Below are 19,827 nucleotides of genomic sequence, written 5' to 3'. Positions count from 1 at the left end.
TTGTGAAGGGCTTAGAGAGGTGTTTAATGACAGGCGTAAGGAAGTAGATAAAAGTGTGAGGTAGGCTTAAAACAAAAACGATATCTTACGATACCGTCTTTTTAAAACTGCTTTTTAGCTTGGAAGATTAGCTCTATCGCGAAGCTCTTTACCCGGTTTAAAGTGTGGCACGTACTTACCTTCCAACTCCACTTTCTCACCAGTTTTAGGGTTTCGGCCGACACGTGGGGCACGGTAGTGTAAAGAGAAGCTACCAAAACCACGAATCTCGATACGGTCTCCCTGCGCGAGGGTAGAAGCCATATATTCCAGCATCTCTTTAACAGCATCTTCAACAGCTTTTGCAGGGATTTGTGTCTGCTGGGCTGCGAGGCGTTCAATCAGTTCAGATTTAGTCATTAATCCTCCGGAAATATCCTGTAAAGAAAGACAGTTTTAAAAAAAGCCAAGAGTGCGAACACCCTTGGCTAGTTGGGGGGATGTCACCATCCCCCTGTCGGCAATTACTCGCCTTTAGCTGCTTTAAATGCTTCAGCCATTGCGTTAGAGAAGTTGCCTTCATCTTGTTGCTTGTTGTTCACAGCAGCAACAGCATCTTTCTCATCAGCTTCGTCTTTAGCACGTACAGACAGTGTTACAACACGGTTTTTACGGTCAACACCGGTGAATTTCGCTTCAACGTCATCACCAACATTCAGAACCAGAGTTGCATCTTCAACGCGGTCACGTGAAGCTTCTGACGCACGTAAGTAACCTTCAACACCGTCAGCTAGTTCAACAGTTGCGCCTTTAGCGTCGACTGCAGTCACTTTACCGTTAACGATAACGCCTTTCTTGTTCAGCGCAACGTAGTTGTTGAATGGATCTTCAGCCAGTTGTTTCACGCCTAAAGAGATACGCTCGCGCTCAGCATCAACTTGCAGAACTACTGCAGCAATTTCGTCGCCTTTCTTGTATTCACGAACGGCTTCTTCGCCAGTTGCGTTCCAAGAAATGTCAGACAGGTGAACCAGACCATCGATTCCGCCGTCAAGACCGATGAAGATACCAAAGTCAGTGATTGACTTGATTTTACCTTCGACGCGATCGCCTTTGTTGTGAGTTTCTGCGAAGTGCTGCCATGGGTTAGATTTACATTGCTTCAGACCCAGGGAGATACGACGACGCTCTTCGTCAATGTCCAGAACCATAACTTCAACCACATCACCTACGTTTACAACTTTAGATGGGTGGATGTTTTTGTTGGTCCAATCCATTTCAGAAACGTGTACCAGACCTTCAACGCCTTCTTCGATTTCTACGAAGCAGCCGTAATCAGTCAGGTTAGTTACACGACCCGTCAGCTTGGTGCTTTCTGGGTAACGCTTAGCGATAGCAACCCATGGATCTTCGCCCAGTTGTTTCAGACCTAATGATACGCGAGTACGCTCACGGTCGAACTTCAGGACTTTAACATTGATTTCGTCACCAACATTCACGATCTCGCTTGGGTGCTTAACGCGTTTCCAAGCCATATCAGTGATGTGCAGCAGGCCGTCAACACCGCCCAGATCAACGAATGCACCGTAGTCAGTCAGGTTCTTAACGATACCTTTAACTTCCATGCCTTCTTGCAGGTTTTCCAGCAATTGATCACGTTCTGCACTGTTCTCAGACTCGATCACCGCGCGGCGAGAAACCACGACGTTGTTACGCTTCTGATCCAGTTTGATGACTTTAAATTCTAACTCTTTGCCTTCAAGGTGCAGAGTGTCGCGAACCGGACGAACGTCAACCAGTGAACCTGGTAAGAACGCACGAATACCGTTTAGCTCAACAGTGAAGCCGCCCTTGACTTTGCCGTTGATAACACCGGTAACAGTTTCAGCATCTTCGTAAGCTTTTTCCAGCGTGATCCAAGCTTCGTGACGCTTAGCTTTCTCACGGGACAGCAGGGTTTCACCGAAGCCGTCTTCTACTGCGTCCAGCGCAACATCAACTTCGTCGCCTACCTGGATTTCCAGTTCGCCAGCTGCGTTTTTGAATTGCTCTGCAGGAATTGCAGATTCAGATTTCAGGCCCGCATCAACTAGAACGACGTCTTTGTCGATAGAGACAACTACGCCACGAACGATGGAACCCGGACGGGTTTCGATTTCTTTCAGGGACTCTTCAAAGAGTTGAGCAAAAGATTCAGTCATATTGATAATCTTAGGATTCTTCAATTTAACGTCCATTGGACTTCATGTCTAATGGGGTTGTTTAACATTCTTCACACCATCCATGGAATGAAGCTACAGCAATCTTTTTATTTTAGCACAATTATGCGCCGAAGTTAGGCAATTTTTTTTTGAATATATTCAAGGGCCATTGCGGTCACATTTTCGATATCAATTCCTGTGGAATCAATCACTAATGCATCAATGGCAGGAACCAAGGGTGCAACGGCACGATTTCGGTCGCGATCGTCACGCTCAACCGTCTCGGCTAAAAGGCGCTCAAAGTTAACATCTACGCCTGCTTGCTGCAACTGCTGACGGCGGCGTTCCGCTCGCTCTTCAGCACTGGCATCCAAGAAAATTTTCACTGGTGCGTCAGGGAAGACCACGGTTCCCATGTCGCGCCCGTCTGCAATTAACCCAGGTAATTCACGGAAATTCCGCTGTCTGCGCAGCAGAGCCTCTCTGACGCGAGGGAACGCCGCAACCTTAGACGCTGTATTGCTCACCTCTTGCGTACGGATCGCGGCGGTCACCTCTTCGCCTTCCAGAATTACTTGGCTACGATGCTGTTCGACCACAAATTTAACGTCGAGATGCGCTGCCAGAGGGACGAGAGCGTCTTCTTGGGTAATATCAACTTGGTGATGGAGTGCGGCTAAGGCTAAGACGCGGTAGATCGCACCTGAATCGAGCAGATGCCAGGATAACTTTTCAGCCAAGGCTTTACTCAGTGTGCCTTTACCTGCACCGCTTGGACCATCGATGGTAATGACGGGAATGCTTGTCATTCCTAACTCCTTACTGCTTGGCAATGAATCCCGCCAGTATACCTGATTGATCAGCTAAACAGTACCCTCTGACAGTAGGGTGACTTGCACAACGCATAAGCTTGTCTACACTTAAGGATGTGAAAAACAAACGATAATCATAGAGACAAGCTATCTAGGAGGCGAGTCATGGCAGGTCATCCCCCGTATCCCCGTAAAGCATGGGTTATTGAGGTATCTGATGGTCAAGGTGAAGACAAAGTGGGCCACTACGAATTAAGAGCGGATCACCCCTACCCTGACACTCTGATTAGCCAACATAGTACTCGTCAAGATGCAGAAGATGCAAAAGAACGCTATGTTGGCGAAGATAAGAAGTAGTAAATAATAGTAAGGCCATGGCGTTATTCTCCCATGGCCTTTTTTATTAATGCTTACGAATATACATGTCTTGCGTTTTATAGAAACCTAAACGACTCACCGACACTCCGCCTACCCAAGGTTTTACCAGTATATTTTGAACATAATAATACAACGGCACGGCTGGCACATCGTGACTTAAAATATCTAACGCTTGTTGATAATCTGCCTTGGCTTTAGCGGGATTAATTTCTGCCGCCGCCGCATTAACGAGCTTATCATAATCAGCGTTCGTGTATTTGCCATCGTTCTGCGTATTACCGGTCATAAAATTATTCAAAAATGTCGGTGGCGCGTCATAATCCGCGAGCCAAGATTGACGAATCAGTTGAAAATCGCCGCTATGTTGAGTCTGGATCAGCGTTTTCCACTCTTGATTACGCATCGTGATTTGCGCGCCCAAATTCTTTTTCCACATTGAGCTTAAGGCAATCGCAATCTTTAAATGATCTTGGGAGGTATTATAAAGCAACTCTGCTTTTAACGGCTTCTCGGCGCTAAATCCCGCTTCTGCTAATAATTTCTTCGCTTGAGCAATACGCTGAGCAGGCGTCCATTTTGCAATGTCGGTAGGTTGATAGGTCTCTCCGCCAATCTGTAAAGGCATCAGCGTCCACGCCGGTTTTTGCCCCATTCCTAAAATTTTATCCGTGATGATCGATTTGTCGACGGATAAATTAAGCGCCATACGCACCCGCGGGTCGTTAAATGGCGGCTTATTCATATTGAACCAATATTCATAGACGCCGAGCAGAGGCGTTTGTTTGATTTGCTCGGGGATCGTTTTTTTGATCTGTGCAAAATTAACGGTTGGAATAGTGTCGGTTATATCAATTTCACCACTTTGATAGCGATTCAAGGTCGCAGAAGGCTCCGCGATAGGCAGATAAGTGACTTGATTAATAACAGTCGTCTTGTTATTCCAGTAATGTGGATTTCGGACGGAGACGAAGCGTTCATTTATCACCCACTTATTCGGTTTAAACGCACCACTGACCACAATGTTGGCGGGTTGAGTCCATTGATCATCGAATTGAGCAACGACCTTTTTATTTACCGGGAAAAAACTCGGTGAGGCTGCTGCTTGTAGAAACCACGAAACAGGCTGAGAAAGTGTGACTTGGAAAGTCTGCGGGTCGATTGCTTTCACGCCTAATGCAGAAGGAGGAAGCTTACCACTTATCACCGCATCAGCATTCAGCAGATGTACGGCACTAATATAAGATTGATAAGGTGAAGCCGTTTTCGGATCCGCTAGTCTCTGCCAGCTATAGACCAGATCATCAGCGGTAATCGGTTGACCATTAGACCATGTAAGCCCTGGGCGCAGATGGAAGGTCCATACTTTATTATCTTGATTGTCCCACCTCTCTGCTAGCTCTGGATGCACCTTCCCTTCGCTGTCTAGAGCCACAACGCCCGCAAAGCTATCAAGAATAATATTAAACGCTTCGTTGCTCTCAGCCAGTTGCGGATCGAGCGTCGCAGGATCCGAACCATTCCCCCGTGTAATCTGTTGCTGGTCTGCGAGTGTCGTCCCCGCTGGCACAACCGCCGCGTCGGCCATCGTCAGCGTACCTAGGCCTAGTAGCGCCATGATTGACATAGAGAGCATTTTACGTTGCATCATTAACCTCATCACCTGTAAGCAAAAAAAAAGCGAGCTTAAATGCTCGCTTGAATAATTATCAGAACTGGCTGATCGACTTGAGTCGGTCAAAATAATCAGGGAATGTCTTCGCCGTACAACCTGGGTCGAGAATCGTGACTGGCGTATCGGAGAGTGCCACCAAGGAGAAGCACATTGCCATGCGGTGGTCGTTATAGGTCTCAATTTCAGCATGGTGTAACTGACTTGGCGGGGTGATAGTAATGTAATCCTCCCCTTCAATGACTTCTGCTCCGACTTTACGCAATTCTGTCGCCATCGCAAACAAACGGTCCGTCTCTTTCACCCGCCAGTTATAGATATTGGTCATAGTGGTGGTACCTTGCGCAAAGAGTGCGGCGGTAGCAATTGTCATGGCTGCATCCGGGATATGGTTCATATCCATTGTCACCGCCTTAAGGGGCGCGCCGGTGCAAGCAATAAAGTCATCACCCCATTCGACGGTTGCGCCCATTTTCTCGAGCACCTCGGCGAACTTCACATCACCCTGCACACTGTTACGGCCAATGCCGGTAACTTTAACCGTTCCACCACGAATTGCGGCAGCTGCTAAGAAATAGGACGCCGAAGAGGCATCACCCTCTACCAAGATTTCACCCGGCGCTTGGTACTGTTGTTGGCCTTGTACGATAAAGCGTTGGTAATTTTGGTTCTCGACGGTTACACCGAATGAAGCCATTAAATCGAGCGTAATATCAATATAGGGTTTGGAGACCAACTCACCCTTAATAGTAATCACCGTTTCACCTTGCGTTAACGGGGCCGCCATAAGGAGTGAGGTCAGAAACTGGCTGGATACCGATCCATCAACACTAAGGTTACCGCCCTTGAAACAGCCCTGCAGGCGGATAGGTGGGTAGTGTTCATTTTCGAGATAAGAGATCGTCGCGCCGCCTTCCCGCAGGGCATCGACTAAATGACCGATAGGTCGCTCTTTCATTCTTGGTTCACCGGTTAACACTATGTCGTTTTCTGCGAGAGAAAGCGCTGCCGCCAGAGGACGAATAGCAGTACCCGCATTGCCTAAAAACAGTTCCAGTGGTTCACGACTTTGTAGTGGACCGCCGATGCCCGTCAGGGTACAGACGGTTCGATCGTCTGAGAGCTGATATTTTACCCCCAGTGCGGTTAATGCCGTGAGCATATGACGGATATCGTCACTGTCTAGTAAGTTAGTTAACCGTGTTGTACCCTGTGCCATCGCAGCTAGCAGCAGTGCACGATTGGAGACGCTCTTGGAACCCGGAAGGTTTACTGTCCCGCTAACGTGGGAGATAGGTTGTAAAGTCAAAGATTGCATTAAGATACTCATATAACCACTTTCCTCGCTAGTGCGAAGAAAGTGTGATGGTGAAAATTAACCGTGACGCTGTGCGAAATCTTGCATAAAGCTCGTCAACGCTTGAACGCCTTCTAGCGGCATTGCATTATAAATCGATGCGCGCATTCCGCCGACAGCACGGTGTCCTTTTAGCGCATGCAAGCCCGCGGCTAGGGACTCGTCTAAGAACAATTTATCAAGCGTCGCATCAGCCAGTTGGAAAGGAACGTTCATTTTAGAACGGTTACGCGCAATAACATTGTTACGATAGAAATCGCTGCGATCAATGGTGCCATAGAGCAAGTCAGCCTTAGCTTGGTTTTGCTTGGCCATCGCCTCAATACCGCCCTGTGCTTTAAGCCATTTGAAAACCAGACCCGATAAATACCAAGCAAAAGTTGGCGGGGTATTAAACATCGAATCGTTGTCCGCTAAGGTTTTAAAGTCTAAAACCGACGGGAACTGCTGAAGGGTCTTATCTAACAGATCTTCACGAACAATGACGAGGGTTAAGCCTGCTGGGCCGATATTTTTTTGAGCGCCTGCATAGATAACGCCATAGCGGCTGATATCGAGAGGACGAGAAAGAATGGTCGATGAGAGGTCAGCAACCACCACACGATCGCCAAAATCAGGTTCTTCGTCGATTGCGGTACCGTCGATAGTTTCATTCGGGCAGTAGTGTACATAGGCCGATTGATCCGATAACTGCCATTGATTCATTGGCAGTAAGGCGACTTTACCCTTTTCCGTGGTTTTGATATCGATAACATTTGGGGTACAGAATTTCTTGGCTTCGTTAATCGCACTGTGAGCCCAGTAGCCCCCATCGATATAATCTGCCTGTTGGGCTGAACCTAACAAATTAGCGGGGATAGCCGCAAATTGTGCCCGCGCTCCGCCCTGACAAAATAAAACTTTATAGTTGGTAGGAATGGAAAGTAAGTCACGAAGATCTTGTTCTGCCGTCTCGGCAACAGCAATAAATTCTTTACTGCGGTGGCTGATTTCCATTACTGAGGTTCCCAGCCCCTGCCAATCGAGCAGTTCTGTTTGAACTTGTTCTAACACTGCTTTCGGTAACATAGCGGGACCGGAACTAAAATTAAACACCTGCGTCATTGACCTTCACCCTTTATTATTCTGTCAAAGAAATTGTGCTGAGCCTTCGGTTTTATCACTGCCAGATTATTGCTGCAATAGATAATCTCTCCAACGACAAAGATTGCTGGAAAAGCCCGCACAACGATAGCCGCTCGCAGCGAAAAAACGTATGATAGCCGCTATCATTTCTAGATTAACCAGAGAGCGCCACTATGACGCAAACCTTTATTCCCGGCAAAGATGCCGCCCTTGAAGATTCTATCAGTCGTTTTCAAGATAAACTTCAGCAGCTTGGCTTTACTATCGAAGAAGCTTCATGGCTTAACCCTGTTCCTAATGTCTGGTCGGTTCACGTCCGTGATAAAGATTGCGCGTTATGCTTTACTAATGGTAAAGGCGCAACCAAGAAAGCAGCATTGGCGTCCGCGCTAGGCGAATATTTCGAGCGTTTATCCACCAACTATTTCTTTGCCGACTTCTGGCTCGGTGATGAAGTGGCGAACGGACCCTTTGTCCACTATCCGGATGAAAAATGGTTCCCGTTAAGCAGTGATGATTCGTTACCGGACGGTATCCTTGATACTCGCTTGCGTAAATTTTACGATCCTGAAAATGAACTCAGTGGTTCGGACTTGATTGATCTACAATCCGGCAATCATGAGCGCGGTATTTGTGCCCTTCCTTTTACTCGCCAATCTGATCTACAGACCGTTTATATTCCTATGAACATTATTGGCAATCTTTATGTCTCTAATGGCATGTCTGCCGGTAACACCGCCAATGAGGCACGCGTCCAAGGATTGTCTGAAGTCTTTGAGCGCTATGTGAAGAATAAAATCATCGCCGAATCGATCAGCCTGCCTGAAATTCCGGCTGACGTGCTAGCACGCTATCCTAGCGTAACCGAAGCGATTGCCCGTCTCGAGGCGGAAGGCTTTCCAATCCTTTCTTACGATGCGTCATTAGGCGGTCAATACCCGGTGATCTGTGTCGTACTCTTCAATCCGAGCAATGGCACCTGCTTCGCCTCCTTTGGTGCACATCCCGATTTTGGTGTCGCCTTAGAACGTACCGTGACCGAGCTGCTACAAGGCCGAGGCTTAAAAGATCTCGATGTCTTTACCCCCCCCACCTTCGATGATGAAGAAGTGGCAGAACACACCAACCTCGAAACCCACTTTATCGATTCAAGTGGCTTAATTTCTTGGGATATGTTTAAAGATGGTGCCGATTATCCGTTTGTTGATTGGTCGTTCTCGGGCTCGACCGAGCAAGAATTCTCGACGTTAATGACGATTTTCCAACAGGCACAGCAAGAAGTGTATATCGCCGACTACGAGCACTTGGGTGTCTATGCCTGCCGTATCATCGTGCCAGGTATGTCAGATATCTACCCTGCCGAAGACCTGTTGTTAGCCAACAATAATATGGGCGCCGATTTACGCCAAATCATCCTGTCATTACCTGGCTCTGAATGGGAACCGGAAGAGTACTTAGAACTTATTTCTACACTGGACGACCACGGTCTAGATGACTTTACTCGCGTACGTGAGTTGTTAGGGATTGCTACCGGTAAAGATAACGGGTGGTCTACGCTACGGGTAGGCGAATTAAAATCGATGCTAGCTTTAGCTGGCGGTGATATTGACCAAGCACTCACCTGGGCGGAATGGACGATCGAATTCAATGGTTCGGTATTCAGTGCTGAACGTGCGAATTACTATCGTTGCCTACAGACCCTGTTACTGCTGGCCTTGGAAGAAGATCGCCATGCTGTCGACTACCTTAATGCCTTCAACAAAATGTATGGTGCAGAAACGGTTGAGGCCGCCTCAGCCGCCGTAAGCGGTGAAGCGCCGTTTTATGGATTACAAGCCGTCGATGCGGCATTGACGGCGTTCCCTGGACATCAATCGTTGTTAGCGGCTTACGAAAAGTTACAAGCCGCCAAACGCCAACATGCGCAAGGCTAACTCGCTGAAATGAATAAGGCCTCGAATGAGGCCTTTTTTATGCGTGAGCGATGGGCGTCGCTTGTTGATCGGTTTTACGCAGCAGCATCATCAGATAGACGAATGAGACGATGGCAATCATCACAAACAAGATGTTATCTGACCACGTCTCCATCAGTAATGAAGTGATTGCCGGGCCCGCTAGGCTCCCCGCGGTATAACTCAGCAGTAATGCCTGATTCATCGGAATAAGCTCACTCTTACTCACCTTTTCACAAGCCCACGCCATCGCCACCGGGTATAGGGTAAATCCTGCACTGCCAAGAATAAATAATCCAGCGACCAAGGAGGCATTCATCAACATAGCAATTGCCGCCATAATCACCACAAATACTTGTACACGCAAGACCAATAACCGTCCGTAACGGTCAGCTAATTTCCCTAATGGCCACTGCGCGATAATCCCAGCGCTGATTAATAGCGCCATCCAGTAGCCAACATTACTGTCGCTCATGCCCTTATGGGAAAGATAGAGTGGCATTAGCCCATAAAGTGATCCCAACACCACACCAGAAATAATGCAACCATTGATCCCCAAACGAGATTGACGGCGGAAAAACATCTTCATTACACCCGGTTGTTTTGGTGTCTCCAGTGCCTCTTCCGCTTCGCCTGCGGTCACCGCGACAAATAACAACGGAAGAATCGCGAGCATCATCAGGGTAACTAACGCTGGAACCAGATCGGTAACCGAGAGTGGCATTGCACTGATAAAGAGCTGCCCTAGTACCGTCCCGAGATAATAGACAATCATATACGCGGCAAGCAGACGTCCGCGGTTGGATAGCGTACCAGAGCAGAGTAATGCGCTCTCTACTATCACCCAGAGTAAGGCACAACCATTACCGGCGATAAAACGCCAAAATGCCCAGCTCTCGAAAGCGTGACTAAAGACGAGGACTAATGTCGCTATCGCGAAAACCGCAGTGGCTAGGTAGTAGCTACGGTTGAACCCCAAACGATTGATCAATTTACCCGCAAAAAGGGTCCCGGTGAGATTACCGGTGAAAAAAGCTGAGCTGATTAATCCGATTTGCAAGGTTGACCATGACTCATGGGAGAGCCAAAGCGGGATCTGTGTATTGAGCACAGCAATACACACCGTTAAAAGTAGCAAGCCACTTAATAGCAGAATAACTGGACGTGATAGCGCCGACATGATGGTTGGAATAACTCAGAAGAATAAAAGTGAGCGAATAATGGCAGGGATTACGGCAAAGTCAATTGAGGGAAAGTGTCGAAGGCACTTTTTGTTTCGGCATAAAAAAAGCTCCACCTTGACGGGTGGAGCTTCTTATACAGCGGCGCGTTAGCCGATAAATTCAAGCCCCTTCATATAAGGTTTTAATACCTCTGGGACTTGGATTCGACCATCTGCAAGTTGATAGTTTTCCAACACCGCAACCAATGTACGTCCTACCGCTAAGCCAGAACCATTTAAGGTATGGACTAAGCGCGTTTTACGGTCGCTCTTCGAACGACAACGGGCTTGCATACGACGCGCTTGGAAGTCACCCATGTTTGAGCAAGAAGAGATTTCACGGTAAGTTTCTTGAGCCGGTAACCATACTTCTAAATCATAGGTCTTACAGGCGCTAAAGCCAATATCGCCGGTACAGAGTAGTACTTTACGATAAGGAAGCTCTAATAGCTGTAATACTTTCTCAGCATGACCCGTTAACGACTCTAATGCATCCATTGACTGTTCAGGTGCAACGACTTGGACCATTTCGACTTTATCAAACTGGTGCATACGAATTAATCCGCGAGTGTCGCGGCCATAAGAACCGGCTTCTGAACGGAAGCATGGCGTATGAGCAGTATATTTAAGCGGTAAAGCATCTTCGTCGATGATCTCGTCACGAACTAGATTCGTTACCGGCACTTCAGCCGTGGGGATAAGCGCATATTGGCTATTGCCAGCTTCTTCATCCAATGGACGGGTGTGGAAGAGATCGTTGCCAAATTTAGGCAATTGCCCGGTACCAAACAACGAGTCGTGGTTAACAAGGTAAGGAACATAGAGTTCAGTATAGTCATGTTGTTCAGTGTGAAGATCCAGCATAAATTGCGCCAACGCACGATGCATTTTCGCAATCTGTCCCTTCAGCACCACAAAGCGTGAACCAGTTAATTTCACTGCAGACGCGAAATCGATACCCCCACTGAGTTCCCCCAGGTCGACGTGATCTTTAACGCTGAAATCGTATTGCTTAGGCGTGCCCCAGCGTAATACTTCTAGATTTTCAGTGTCATCTTTACCGTCTGGAACAACATCATCTGGGATATTCGGTAGGGTCAATGCGAGTTGACGAATGTCGTTGAGTAGCGTGTCCAGATCGGCTTTAGCCTGATCCAGCTTCTCACCCAATCTGTTCACTTCTTGACGCAATGGCTCGATATCTTCCCCACGTGCTTTTGCTTGACCGATCGATTTCGATCGCGCATTACGCTCGGCTTGCAACGTTTCCGTTTCAACTTGTAGCACTTTACGACGTTCTTCGAGCGCACGTAGCGTTTCGACATCTAAAGTGAATCCTCGGCGTGCCAGTTTTTCTGCAACTGCGTCTGGCTCATTACGCAACAGATTGGGATCGAGCATGCTAATCCTGTTATATGTAAGTGGAAAAAACTTGTCGTGGTAAACGACGACGATAAGTATCAGATTACCGGAATGTTAATTGCTGCGGTAGCGTTTTGTCGGACTATTATGATCCTGTTCAGTAAGCCAGGCGAGTTTTTCAGCAATTTTCGCTTCTAATCCCCGGGAGGTAGGCTGATAGTACCGTTTGTCTGCCATTTCTGGCGGAAAATAGTTCTCACCGGCCGCATAGGCGTGGGGTTCATCGTGAGCGTAACGATACTCTTTTTTTAGCCCCATCTCTTTCATTAACGCCGTGGGCGCATTACGGAGATGGTCAGGCACGTCGTAGTCTGGCGAATGACGAGCATCGTGCATCGCTTGATTAAAGGCGTTATAGACGGCATTACTTTTCGGCGCACAGGCCAGATAAACCAGCGCTTGAGCGATTGCCCTTTCCCCTTCGGCGGGTCCAACACGGGTATAACAATCCCAGGCCGCTATGGCCACTTGCATCCCACGTGGATCGGCATTACCGACATCCTCAGACGCGATCGCTAACAGGCGGCGAGCCACATAAAGCGGGTCACCCCCCGCCGTGATGATGCGGGCATACCAATAGAGCGCTGCGTCCGGTGACGATCCGCGCACGGACTTATGCACGGCAGAAATAAGATCATAGAAACGGTCGCCCTTATTATCAAACCGCGCACTGCGCTCGCCGGCAATCTCCGTGAGGAGTTCCGGCGTGAGCAGTCGCTGGCCTTGCGATGATTCTTCGGCCATATCTGCCATCATCTCTAAGGTATTCAGTGCGCGACGCGCATCACCATTGACCAGCTCTGCTATCATCTTTCGGGTGGTATCAGGCAAATAAAGGTTTTGTCCCGCCAAGCCACGTTCAGAATCTGCCATCGCTTGGTCGAGAATGGCTTCAACTTCTGCAAGCGTCAGCGATTTCAGTAAATAAACCCGCGCGCGCGACAACAATGCCGAATTTAATTCGAACGAGGGATTCTCCGTGGTCGCGCCAATAAAGGTGATGGTGCCATCTTCAATATGCGGGAGAAACGCATCCTGTTGGCTTTTGTTAAAGCGGTGGACCTCGTCGACAAAGAGAATGGTACGCTGGCCAGATTGGCGATTAATACGGGCGAGTTCGATCGCCTCACGGATTTCCTTGATACCAGAAGTCACCGCTGAAACCCGCGAAACCTGCGCCTGCGCGTAAAACGCCATAATCTCCGCCAGCGTGGTCTTCCCTGTACCGGGCGGGCCCCAGAGGATCATCGAATGCAGCTGACCTGCTTTGATAGCTTTTGCTAAGGGTTTACCGGGAGCAAGGATATGCTGCTGTCCCACATAGTCGTCAAGCGTGGTGGGACGCATTCGTGCCGCCAGAGGTTGAAATTCAGCAGGCGCAAAATCTAACGATAAATTACTCACGGTAAACCTTACTTATTTATTGACGTTGATCGTCCACCGTCACACCTTTCGGTGGCGTGAACTGGAATTTAGCAGCATCGATAGCGCCATTTTTTTGGCTTTTCAATTGGTAGTTACTGCGTTGACCATCTTGTTCGATCGCACTGAACTGATTGATTGTCCCTTCTGACGTGACATCGATACTGAATTGTTTCAGATTGCCGCCACCATTTTTAGGCGTTAATGCAAAGTGGTCGCCCTGCTGAGTCACATTATAGTTTTTCCAATCGGAACGTTGGTTACGGGCAATAAGCATAAACGGTGTGTTGCTGGTCGCGTTTTTTAGCCAGGTTGCGCTGACCTGCTCAACGAAAGGATTATAAAACCAGAGTGTTTTACCATCGGAAATGATAGTGCTTTCATCGGGTGCTGTCATATGCCAGTTAAAAAGACTGGGACGCTTCACCCATAATTCGCCTTGTCCCTGTTGCACGTTTGCCCCCGAACCATCGGTAACTGTTTGGGTAAAGCTTGCATGGAAGCTATTCACTTTATTAAGGCGTGATTGCAGCGCCGCAGCATCATCGGCAAAAGCCTGTGCAGAAAGTAGACCCGCGATTAATCCTGTGGCAACGATCATCTTTTTCATCATTGATAATTCCTTGTAAATTCTTGCTCGAGGTTGAATAACTGTAGCCACTACATAGCCGATCGAATAGCAGAATAGGTGTAAAGTTGATATGGGGGCACTCTTTGCATAAACAATAGGCCAGAGTTAACTCTGGCCTATTTCTTCACACGAGTGCGCGATTACATCTCGTGAGGAGGGGGTGAGAGGACCTCTCGGTTACCGTTATTGCCTGGCTCGGAGACAATCCCCTGCGCTTCCATCTGCTCGATAATCCGCGCCGCCCGGTTATAACCAATACGGAATTGACGCTGAACGCCTGAGATTGAGGCACGACGTTTTTCCACCACAAAGGCTACCGCTTGGTCAAACAGCGGATCGAGATCCTCGCCATTACCGTCAACTCCCCCAGCACCGTTTTCACTCTCATCCCCCGCAGTGATACTGTCGATATATTGCGGACGACCACGCGCTTTCCAATCTTGAACCACGGCATGCACTTCTTGGTCACGGACGAAGGCACCATGTACCCTCACTGGCATTGATGAGTTTGGCGGCATATAAAGCATATCCCCCATTCCAAGCAAGGACTCAGCACCACCTTGATCAAGGATAGTCCGGGAATCGATTTTGCTCGATACCGTAAAGGCGATACGTGTCGGGATGTTGGCCTTAATCAAACCAGTGATGACATCCACCGATGGCCGCTGTGTCGCCAGAACCAAGTGTATACCGGCCGCACGTGCTTTTTGAGCGAGACGGGCAATTAGCTCTTCAACTTTTTTACCCACAGCCATCATTAGGTCGGCAAATTCGTCGACCATCACGACGATATAAGGCAGTTTCTCCAGTACTGGCGGTTGAGTATCCATACTGTCACCCGGTTTCCAGAATGGATCAGGGATAGGTCGTCCCATGGCTTCCGCTTGTTCAATTTTCTCGTTGTAGCCCGCTAGGTTACGAACACCCAGCGCCGACATTAATTTATAGCGACGCTCCATCTCCATCACGCTCCAGCGCAAAGCGTTGGCAGCATCTTTCATATCGGTCACTACTTCGGTTAATAGATGCGGGATCCCTTCGTAGACCGATAATTCCAACATTTTCGGGTCGATCATGATAAAGCGCACTTCGTCTGGCGTAGCTTTATACAAGATACTGAGGATCATTGCGTTAACACCGACAGATTTACCCGAACCGGTCGTACCGGCGACCAATAAGTGCGGCATTTTACCCAGATCAGCCACCACCGGATCACCCGAGATGTCTTTACCGAGTACCACACATAATGGCGATGGATTGTCTCGGAATGCTGGGCAATCGAGTACTTCGCGAAGATAAACGGTTTGACGATGCTGGTTGGGTAGTTCAAGGCCAACATAAGGTTTTCCCGGAATAACTTCGACCACTCGTACTGCGATAGCGGAAAGCGAACGTGCGAGGTCACGGGAAAGGTTAGAAATACGTGCGGCTTTTACTCCTGGTGCAAGGTCTAGTTCAAACCGCGTAATCACCGGTCCTGGCGAAATACCCACAACGTCGGCTTTAATACGGAAATCCGCAAGCCGCGCTTCCACTAGCTGCCCTGTTTGTTCTAATGCGAACATATCGACGGGCTCTTCTTCAGCCGGCGGAGCGGTCAATAAATCCAGTGTCGGCAGCGGTGTGGTCGGTTTGACTAAAGGCTGCTCATGTCTCACCAAGAATGGGTGGAATAAGCTATCTTTTGCTGTATTTTGGCTTTCAACTTCCTCGTGGGTTTCCACTGTCGGCGTTGGCTCAACCGCATCATTATAAACCGCCGCCGATTCAGGCTGAGCGGGAACTGTCGGCTCGGAAGGCGTAATAGTAAACAGCGGCTCACTTGGTGACTCCGTGACTAACTCTTCCATCGGCGAGAAACTGAAATCGGCTAGGTCGACAAGCGGTGATTTATGTCCCGTATCAACGGTATTAGGTTGATCGTAACGCTGTTGTTGCGCCGCATGGAACTGACGAGCCAGCTCTTCTTGCTCTGCCTGCGCTTCAGGATCTGGCTCAGTAATGTCGGTAGTCACAACCTCTGTATAGCGTTGCTTTTGCTGTGCCGAAAATTGTGCGGCAAGTTCAGCGTTATGCTGGGCTTGCTCATCATCAATACTTTCTTTCTGATGGGCTGCGGTTTCGCGTTGACGAAGTTCCTCTTCAGCTTGTCGTTGCGAGGGCAGTTTAATGCCATAAGAAGCCAATTCGCGGCGCGTAGGGATGCGTACAGGATTAGGACGAGGTAACTCTGGGCCTATCCCCTGCTTAACCTGAGCATTATTTCCCGACTCTTTAAGTTTCTGACCGGATAAAACAGGTTTCGTTAATTTGCCCATGCTCGCTGCTGCGGCAAAGGGCGATAAAGGTTTGGCGCTCGCTGCCGCTGTGGCAGTGGCCGCTGCATCAGACGTGACAGGACTCGCCGACGTTGAAGAAGGTGGCGTTGGCGCTCGCTCAGGGTAACTGGCCTGCGGCGTGACCGTTGGCGTGACGGCCTCAGCCTGCGTGGTGTGCTGTGAGCGAGATTGATACTCGCGGTTTTCTGCTGGGATCTCAAAGTGGTATACCGGTTGAGATAAGGGTTCTGGGACAGAAACCGTATGCTCTGACATCTGCGCCGGAGGGACTGCAGTGTCAACCCCTGATTTATCTGGGGTGACTGGCATTGTCGGCTGTGCCATCTCCGCGGCGGGTTGTACCGCGACGTCTTCTACCTTGGCAGACTGGTCAATGGCCGCTGGCGTAAACGCCACCGGCTGGCTTGCTGAAGGGTCAGGCTTAGCCGCAGGAGATACTGTATTCGGTTGGTAATCCAATAATGGGTCATAATCCAATAGCGGATCATACTCTTCCTGCTTAACAGTTGTTGGGGCCTGCGGACGAGGAGCCAGTAATGGGTCGTCATGATCGGCAGCCGGCGCAGTAGAAGCGTGTTTATTGGCAAAGCGGCGGAACACACTGCGGTTGGCTTTTGGGACTGGAGTCTGCGCAGATTCAGGGGTTCCGACAGCAGGCTGCTCGACCTCTTCTTCTTCTTCCCAGTACTCTTCTTCGCGACGATGGCTAGCAAAGGTCATGATACGCATTACCGTATTACCGATTTTCTCGGCAATCGTTAGCCAAGACCAGCCAGTATAAAGAGTGATACCCGCGGCCCAGATGAAGAGCAGAATCAGCGTGCCTAGGGCTGGCGCAAAATACTGCGACATAGCACTGCTTACCAGACTCCCGATAACGCCACCCGAGGCAAAGTACCAGATATCATCGGCGTTGAGCGAGGCTAGACCACAGGTCGTCACCACGAGGCTTAAGACACCAATCAGGCGTAAACCAATCGCGAAAAAGTCGATGTAATGCTGCTCTTTAAAGCGGTAGCGATGCGCAATCCAACATAACCCGAGGATAACGACAGGGATAGCATAAGCCATCATCCCGAAGATGAAGAGCAAAGTATCCGCCAGCCAGGCACCGATTCCACCACCCAAATTATGGATAGGTTCGTGCCAAGCCGTTTGCGACCAACTTGGATCAGAAGGGTTAAAACTCACTAATGAGATCATCAAATAGACGGCAAACAGCGCAACCAGAATCAACAGTGCTTCCAGTAAACGACGTCCGCTACTCATAGGGGTTAAAGCAATATCTTTATCTTCAATGTATTCCTGGCTCAAGAGTACTCTCCAGGTGCCTGTCTAGGGAGGAAGGAACAACGTCTAATACGCTGTTCCTGTATGCATTTACAGGAGTGTACCGAAAAAATTCAGCCTTTGCACCTGTCAGATTTAACGAGTTTTGATCACTAAACGATTACTTTGCTTAACTTCTTCCATAACAACGTAGGTTCTGGTGTCGTTTACGCCAGGTAATCTTAACAGTGTTTCGCCAAGCAGTTTACGGTAGGCAGACATATCAGGGACGCGGGTTTTAAGGAGATAATCAAAATCGCCAGAGACTAAATGACACTCTTGGGTTTCTTCTAACTTCTGCACGGCGGCATTGAACTGTTCGAAGACATCGGGTGCACCACGATTCAGAGTTATCTCAACAAAGACGAGTAGCGAAGCATCTAGATAATGCGGGTTCAATAGCGCGGTATATCCCAAGATGAAACCTTGACGCTCCAGACGACGAACGCGTTCTAAGCAAGGTGTAGGCGATAAGCCGACTCGCTTTGACAGTTCTACGTTAGAAATTCGCCCATCCTTCTGTAATTCATTAAGTATATTGCGATCGATACGATCGAGGTCCTTACTAGGACGCTTTTTGTTATCTACCATTTTTGATTATCTCTTTTATTCCGAGCTTCAATGCAAAGCCCGCCCCTGTGCCCGGGGATTGTTTGACCCGCTTATGTTGTGTCGTAGCTTATTACCGTTATGCTGAAGCGATTAACGGCTTCCCCTGTTTTCGCAAAACAATAGCGGATTGTCAAAGCAAAACATCTTTTTTCAGTACAACATTCGGTATTTTTTTTATTTTTATCCGTGAGGTATGATTATTCTAGAAAAAAAAACCGGTTTTAGCGGGTTTTGCCCCCAATTACATCAGAATTTTCCGCTGAGATACCGCTTACCTATTGCAGTAATAGAGAACAACACTAGCAGATGCTTTTTTTCAGGAAGAAGTTTCCCTACAATCAATAAAATTATGATTTAACACTGAGGAATAAAAATGGCCAAACACAGCAAACTCTTAATTCTAGGATCAGGTCCTGCGGGCTATACCGCTGCGGTCTATGCTGCACGTGCCAACCTTAACCCTGTTCTGATAACTGGGGTAGAAAAAGGCGGACAACTGACCACGACGACGGAAGTTGAAAACTGGCCGGGGGATGCCAACGATCTGACTGGTCCTCTCCTCATGGACCGCATGCATGAACATGCCGTTAAATTCAATACCGAAATTGTTCTCGATCATATCAACCGTGTCGATTTACAACAGCGCCCGTTCCGTCTTTTCGGCGACAGCGAAGAGTACACCGCTGATGCGCTTATCATCGCGACAGGTGCTTCGGCACGTTATATCGGCTTGCCATCTGAAGAAGCATTTAAAGGGCGTGGTGTTTCAGCCTGTGCGACCTGTGATGGTTTCTTCTATCGTAAGCAAAAAGTTGCGGTAGTGGGTGGCGGGAATACTGCCGTCGAAGAAGCGCTCTATCTATCAAATATCGCTGCAGAGGTTCACCTCATTCACCGCCGGGATAATTTCCGGGCAGAGAAGATACTGATTGACCGACTGATGGATAAAGTGAGCAGCGGAAACATCATTTTGCATACCGACCGAACCTTAGACGAAGTGGTCGGTAACGAGATGGGAGTAACCGGCGTAAAACTGAAGTCGACGCACGATGGTAGCATTGATGAGTTAGCGGTGGCAGGTGTGTTTATCGCGATAGGCCATAAGCCGAATACGGCGATTTTCGCAGAGCAACTGACTCTTCAAGATGGCTATATCGTGGTGCAATCAGGTCTAGCCGGTAACGCAACACAAACCAGCATTCCTGGCGTGTTCGCTGCAGGGGATGTGATGGATCATAACTATCGTCAAGCAATCACCTCAGCAGGGACCGGCTGTATGGCAGCCCTCGATGCTGAGCGCTATTTAGATGGATTAGTTAGCAAAAATAACTAATTTGTTAATTGTATGATCTAGATTAATCCCGGCGACAGGTTATC

General features: G+C 48.6%; 15 protein-coding genes. 3 read left to right on the top strand and 12 right to left on the bottom strand.

From position 1 onward, the window contains the following. Positions 1 to 114: 114 nt before the first annotated feature. From ihfB to cmk, 3 genes are all read right to left on the bottom strand, one after another. Entirely contained in the window at positions 115 to 399 is a 285-nt protein-coding gene (gene ihfB / locus MKR94_RS04125) for an integration host factor subunit beta (protein ID WP_048911891.1), read from the bottom strand. A 104-nt stretch (positions 400 to 503) separates the two neighbouring features. Next, positions 504 to 2,180 (bottom strand): 30S ribosomal protein S1, encoded by a 1,677-nt coding sequence (rpsA, locus tag MKR94_RS04120; RefSeq protein WP_048911897.1) that lies wholly within the window; start codon positions 2,178 to 2,180, stop codon positions 504 to 506. 134 nt (positions 2,181 to 2,314) lie between these two features. Further along, positions 2,315 to 2,989 (bottom strand): (d)CMP kinase, encoded by a 675-nt coding sequence (cmk, locus tag MKR94_RS04115; protein WP_241645557.1) that lies wholly within the window; start codon positions 2,987 to 2,989, stop codon positions 2,315 to 2,317. Between the two features lie 168 nt (positions 2,990 to 3,157). Between cmk and MKR94_RS04110 the strand changes: the two genes are divergently transcribed. Beyond that, a complete protein-coding gene (locus tag MKR94_RS04110) occupies positions 3,158 to 3,349 on the top strand; it encodes a YaiA family protein (RefSeq protein WP_241645556.1) in 192 nt (63 codons plus the stop codon). Between the two features lie 46 nt (positions 3,350 to 3,395). On the opposite strand, the gene MKR94_RS04105 is transcribed toward MKR94_RS04110, so the two are convergent. The 3 genes from MKR94_RS04105 to serC are packed head-to-tail and all read right to left on the bottom strand — an operon-like array spanning position 3,396 to position 7,500. Further along, entirely contained in the window at positions 3,396 to 5,018 is a 1,623-nt protein-coding gene (locus tag MKR94_RS04105; RefSeq protein WP_241645555.1) for a peptide ABC transporter substrate-binding protein, read from the bottom strand. Between the two features lie 58 nt (positions 5,019 to 5,076). Further along, the gene (aroA, locus tag MKR94_RS04100) at positions 5,077 to 6,357 is read right to left on the bottom strand and encodes a 3-phosphoshikimate 1-carboxyvinyltransferase (RefSeq protein WP_241645621.1); all 1,281 of its coding nucleotides are present in this window, start codon (positions 6,355 to 6,357) and stop codon (positions 5,077 to 5,079) included. Positions 6,358 to 6,414: 57 nt separating this feature from the next. Then, entirely contained in the window at positions 6,415 to 7,500 is a 1,086-nt protein-coding gene (gene serC, locus MKR94_RS04095; RefSeq protein ID WP_241645554.1) for a 3-phosphoserine/phosphohydroxythreonine transaminase, read from the bottom strand. A gap of 194 nt (positions 7,501 to 7,694) precedes the next feature. On the opposite strand from serC, the gene ycaO reads away from it, so the two are divergent. Further along, positions 7,695 to 9,455, top strand: coding sequence for a 30S ribosomal protein S12 methylthiotransferase accessory factor YcaO (gene ycaO, locus MKR94_RS04090; RefSeq protein ID WP_241645553.1), 1,761 nt, complete (start codon positions 7,695 to 7,697; stop codon positions 9,453 to 9,455). A 37-nt stretch (positions 9,456 to 9,492) separates the two neighbouring features. On the opposite strand, the gene MKR94_RS04085 is transcribed toward ycaO, so the two are convergent. From MKR94_RS04085 to lrp, 6 genes are all read right to left on the bottom strand, one after another. After that, the gene (locus MKR94_RS04085) at positions 9,493 to 10,653 is read right to left on the bottom strand and encodes an MFS transporter (protein ID WP_241645552.1); all 1,161 of its coding nucleotides are present in this window, start codon (positions 10,651 to 10,653) and stop codon (positions 9,493 to 9,495) included. A 150-nt stretch (positions 10,654 to 10,803) separates the two neighbouring features. Beyond that, positions 10,804 to 12,096: a serine--tRNA ligase gene (gene serS / locus MKR94_RS04080; protein WP_099822388.1), complete on the bottom strand. Its 1,293-nt coding sequence runs from the start codon at positions 12,094 to 12,096 to the stop codon at positions 10,804 to 10,806. Between the two features lie 75 nt (positions 12,097 to 12,171). After that, positions 12,172 to 13,521 (bottom strand): replication-associated recombination protein A, encoded by a 1,350-nt coding sequence (locus tag MKR94_RS04075; protein ID WP_241645551.1) that lies wholly within the window; start codon positions 13,519 to 13,521, stop codon positions 12,172 to 12,174. Between the two features lie 16 nt (positions 13,522 to 13,537). Next, positions 13,538 to 14,149 (bottom strand): outer membrane lipoprotein periplasmic chaperone LolA, encoded by a 612-nt coding sequence (gene lolA, locus MKR94_RS04070; RefSeq protein WP_241610025.1) that lies wholly within the window; start codon positions 14,147 to 14,149, stop codon positions 13,538 to 13,540. Positions 14,150 to 14,310: 161 nt separating this feature from the next. Further along, positions 14,311 to 17,823: a DNA translocase FtsK 4TM domain-containing protein gene (locus MKR94_RS04065; protein ID WP_241645550.1), complete on the bottom strand. Its 3,513-nt coding sequence runs from the start codon at positions 17,821 to 17,823 to the stop codon at positions 14,311 to 14,313. Between the two features lie 111 nt (positions 17,824 to 17,934). Continuing rightward, positions 17,935 to 18,429: a leucine-responsive transcriptional regulator Lrp gene (gene lrp / locus MKR94_RS04060; protein WP_048911880.1), complete on the bottom strand. Its 495-nt coding sequence runs from the start codon at positions 18,427 to 18,429 to the stop codon at positions 17,935 to 17,937. Positions 18,430 to 18,817: 388 nt separating this feature from the next. Here lrp and trxB point away from each other — a divergent pair, with 388 nt between their 5' ends. Beyond that, the gene (trxB, locus tag MKR94_RS04055) at positions 18,818 to 19,783 is read left to right on the top strand and encodes a thioredoxin-disulfide reductase (protein WP_241645620.1); all 966 of its coding nucleotides are present in this window, start codon (positions 18,818 to 18,820) and stop codon (positions 19,781 to 19,783) included. Positions 19,784 to 19,827 lie beyond the last annotated feature (44 nt).

It is taken from the genome of Rosenbergiella metrosideri (assembly GCF_022602565.1).
GTDB classification, from domain to species: Bacteria; Pseudomonadota; Gammaproteobacteria; order Enterobacterales; family Enterobacteriaceae; genus Rosenbergiella; species Rosenbergiella metrosideri.
Note: the sequence above shows the minus strand (reverse complement) of the source record. Positions and strands in the feature narration are given on the sequence as shown.